Source organism: Cedecea sp. (assembly GCF_036500665.1).
Lineage (GTDB): Bacteria > Pseudomonadota > Gammaproteobacteria > Enterobacterales > Enterobacteriaceae > Cedecea.
Genome location: NZ_DASYBS010000023.1, coordinates 1 through 3,575, shown reverse-complemented (window position 1 = coordinate 3,575; position 3,575 = coordinate 1). Strand labels below are relative to the sequence as shown.

Sequence of the window (3,575 nt, the reverse complement as noted above, 5' to 3'; positions counted from 1 at the left end):
GGGGGAATGTCCAAGACAAATAGTGCGCTTGAAAAATTTGCACAAGGTCACCCTGACGATTTTAGACTAGTACTCAACAAGCTGTCAGGAAGGGATATTGACCAACTTCGTGCAACTTCTACCACTATGCACAATGCAGTTGAAAGTAACTTAAGAGAAATCAGGTCAATTTTACCAGAAAGAAGTTTAGGAAAAATTGACGTAGTGGCTATTAATACCGCCGCTTTAACCAGAGTGGAGGATATTAATCCCTTATATCTCTTGAAAGTGAGGGAAATTGCATTAGGAATTCATCCTTATACAACACCATCTCAACTATTCAGGGCCGGTATAAATCCTTTGTCAGATGAATTGATGCTTACACATACCATAGATGCTTATGAGGCGGTTGTTCCAATGGAAGGGGCTTTAGGGCACAGAGGCTTAGACACAACTGAACTATGGAGAGAAGCTGATCACGCCGATAACTTATTCAGAGCAGCGTGGCTTAACCTGTTCAGGTGATCGGATGAACAGACCTTCGTTTCGCAAACGTCATTGGAACCACACAGTGCTCGACTGTGTGGTCTAAGGTGTATTAGTCGCGACTTGATCTGACCTTGGATCTTGAAGGGTGAGACGTTCTAATTCACTGATATGCAGTTCTCAATCATATTAGTGAGCTTGTTGGCTAACCCTTCTCGTTGCATAACCACCCATCCATTTTTCTGCGCCAGCTGCAGCCATGATTCGAGGGATATGACCAGGTCACTATCGTTTAGTGGTATTTCGTTGATGGTGATACCGGCGCGTTTATAGCAGAGAGTACGACTATCGTAGCTGGTGGAGGATATACTGTGACAGTGGTTCTCTCGTAATCGCTTTTCACACTCGATGAAGTAGCGACGAATCTGACGCCCTTTATCGTTGCGTTCGACCATCGCAAGTTCTTTGGCTGTGTCGAGTGTGAGGTGATACTCCTTGCGTCGGCGCCCAGGAGTTTTCGCCAGATTTGGCGTAAATATGATGTAGTCTAGGTTTGCGGCAAGTTCATACTCAGAAATACGTTCACGGATCCAGTTGGAAAAGTCGCGTCCAACTTCTAGGAAGGTGTGTAAATTGCGAGCGTCGCAGAGCAGGGCTGTTTCGTTAGAAATTGAACCATTAAAGACTGGAATGAGTTGATTGGCCATGTGATTTACCTTTGTAGTAGGATAATCACCACCTTCAGTTGCAAATCCTGGGGTGGTGAGACGTACAGGGTTTGCAATACCGGCTACAAAGGACCCGGCGAGCCTTCCGGCTCCCCTGCACGCCACACCATAATTTAGGTGTGTCAGTGCAAACGACAATAAAAAAGACGCTGGCGCGTCATTTGTCGCCTTTGTAGGTATCCGGGTTGCAAATCCCGACAACCAGCGATGTGGCTGCAGCGAGAATATAGCTCTAACGCCCTTAGTCGGTCAACAAAAAGTGTTGGTATATTAAGTCTTGCTAAGTGCGTAACATACTGATTTACCTCAATGCGAAATGGGTGTTATATATCACGCATGAAAGATAACGCTTTGAAAAAACGAATGTTCACTCCGGTCTTGAAAACCGGCGACCCGAAAGGGTTCCAGAGTTCGAATCTCTGCGCTTCCGCCAGATTTATCAAGGGGTTAGCTTAGGCTGACCCCTTGTGTTTTTAGGCTATTGGTATACTGTTGGTATATTCACTTGGTATATTCTGCCTGTTGACGGCTAAGTTTATTTGTGTATCGCCTGTGTGTATCCATTAAAAATTTCCTCCATTACTCCACCAATTTTCTCCGTCAGCATCACGATCGCTTCGTCCCTTCTGAGTACGACCCAGCCATTTTTTTTGGCCAAATCCAGCCATGACTCCATAGAGATAATCAGATCATCCTCGCGAAGGGAGAGCTCGTTAACTGTGACGCCAGCGCGTTTGTAGCAAAGGGTTCGGGTGTCGTAACTGTTGGGCTTGGCTGGAAGGGGAGGGAGAGAGGTTGGATTCTTCTTGTTGAAATAGCAATCCTCTAATTTTTCGAATACGTCCCAAGCCTGATCGGTTTCCAGCATTTTTGCGTGGCGGGCTGCGCCGCGCTCTGTCCAGAGGATGAGTTTGCGAACATTCGGGGTGATGGGATGAAAACCTCTTAAAGAGTTTTTCAGATTTTCCAGCGTCTCACCCTTCGCCATGAAGTAATGTTTGCCTTCAACGAACCGTTCTTTGTTACGGTTGAAATTATTGGTCACGCGCTGGCGTTCAGTACCGTATACCTGGGCTAGTAACTCGGAAGTAATCACTGGAAGGCCATTGAAGGCCACAGCTGGTAGGCTTTCTACTGGAGAATGGTTAGTCATGGTGACCTCTGCTAATTTTTTTGAGATACCACTATCGGAGTGGTGCCGGGAGGCTCAAAACGGCTTAGCAAAACCGCGGACGTATTTCCCTTGCGGGTATTTTATTAGTCGCCCTCCCGACATTAATCGGAACGTGGCCGACTATTGCGTCCACTAATGACAGGCATAAAAAATCCAACGCTAACGGGGTTGGTTCTGTCCGTGCTAAAGAGGTTTTGAGTCCTCGCCAAAGCAATCTAGCGATAATTGCCGGACTCGTCAAGCCTGAGCAGCTTCCAGCATCTTCGCTCGTCGTGCAGTGCCGCGTTTTGTCCAGAGTCTGAGGGAGTGGGTAGGCTATTCGCTGAATGTTGATTCCACAGAGTAATTCGTGTCAATAATATAAAGCATCTTTTAAAACACCATTTAGAGTGCTATTGTTGCCCGCTAATGAAGGCGCGAGAGGTGATATATGACATACCAGATTTTAACCACAACAGCCGCTAGTATTACAGATCTCAAAAAAAATCCGATGGGTACTGTGGCAGATGGTGATGGTGAAGCAGTAGCGATCCTGAACCGCAACGAACCTGCGTTCTACTGCGTCCCCCCGGAGCTTTATGCCTACTATCAGGAACTCGCAGAAGATGCGGCACTGAATCACATTGCTGATGAGAGGCTGAAAAACGGCGAGTTTGTGGATGTGGATATCAATGACCTATAAATTGAAATTCCACAACCGGGCACTAAAAGAATGGCAAAAATTAGGGAGCCCTGTTCGTGAACAACTTAAGAAAAAACTGTCTGAACGCCTGGATAACCCACATGTCCCATCAGCCAGGCTTTCCGGGCGCAGCTATCGGTATAAAATTAAATTACGCTCATCTGGATATCGACTGGTATACGAAGTTAATGATAGCGAGATTACTCTGTTAGTCGTTGCTATCGGCAGGCGAGATGGGGATAAAGTATACGGTATTGCAGCTAAAAGATAGCTGGTCAATCGCGGTTGTTGCGGGATTTCGGTTGCTCACACAGCCCACCATAATGCGAAGATGTGGCTGTGCAAGCGACAATAAAAATAAGCTCGCGGCGTGTCGTTATCGCGATTTCCATCCTGGGGGCCTGGCCAGGCGCCAGATTTTGCTGGTGCCTGTGTAGTATTGGAGGGCATCCGGATGTCAATCCATTGGACGATCGAGGGTTGGTGATATTTTAACCTTACGGTCATATGTCGTCACCTGACTTTC

Annotated in this window: 5 protein-coding genes; 3 read left to right on the top strand and 2 right to left on the bottom strand. The window is 46.8% G+C overall.

Going from position 1 to position 3,575, the window contains the following annotated elements:
• Positions 1-504: hypothetical protein (locus VGM55_RS03600; protein WP_331634605.1), on the top strand; the 504-nt coding region annotated here is incomplete at its 5' end.
• A 119-nt stretch (positions 505-623) separates the two neighbouring features.
• Here the strand turns inward: VGM55_RS03600 and VGM55_RS03595 are convergent.
• Both VGM55_RS03595 and VGM55_RS03590 read right to left on the bottom strand, forming a co-directional pair.
• Positions 624-1,394, bottom strand: coding sequence for an antA/AntB antirepressor family protein (locus tag VGM55_RS03595; protein WP_414648190.1), 771 nt, complete (start codon positions 1,392-1,394; stop codon positions 624-626).
• Between the two features lie 334 nt (positions 1,395-1,728).
• Positions 1,729-2,346, bottom strand: coding sequence for an ORF6N domain-containing protein (locus VGM55_RS03590; RefSeq protein ID WP_331634603.1), 618 nt, complete (start codon positions 2,344-2,346; stop codon positions 1,729-1,731).
• A gap of 451 nt (positions 2,347-2,797) precedes the next feature.
• Between VGM55_RS03590 and VGM55_RS03585 the strand changes: the two genes are divergently transcribed.
• The gene (locus tag VGM55_RS03585) at positions 2,798-3,049 is read left to right on the top strand and encodes a type II toxin-antitoxin system Phd/YefM family antitoxin (protein WP_331634602.1); all 252 of its coding nucleotides are present in this window, start codon (positions 2,798-2,800) and stop codon (positions 3,047-3,049) included.
• On the top strand, positions 3,039-3,320 hold the full coding sequence (locus VGM55_RS03580) for a type II toxin-antitoxin system RelE/ParE family toxin (protein WP_331634601.1): 282 nt from the start codon (positions 3,039-3,041) through the stop codon (positions 3,318-3,320). Before VGM55_RS03585 ends, VGM55_RS03580 begins: the two co-directional genes overlap by 11 nt.
• The last annotated feature ends 255 nt before the right edge of the window (positions 3,321-3,575 follow it).

Bases quoted from the DNA above. Each gene is read 5' to 3' on its own strand.
- VGM55_RS03590 (WP_331634603.1), bottom strand. From the start codon at position 2,346: ATGACTAACCATTCTCCAGTAGAAAGCCTACCAGCTGTGGCCTTCAAT.
- VGM55_RS03585 (WP_331634602.1), top strand. From the start codon at position 2,798: ATGACATACCAGATTTTAACCACAACAGCCGCTAGTATTACAGATCTC.
- VGM55_RS03580 (WP_331634601.1), top strand. From the start codon at position 3,039: ATGACCTATAAATTGAAATTCCACAACCGGGCACTAAAAGAATGGCAA.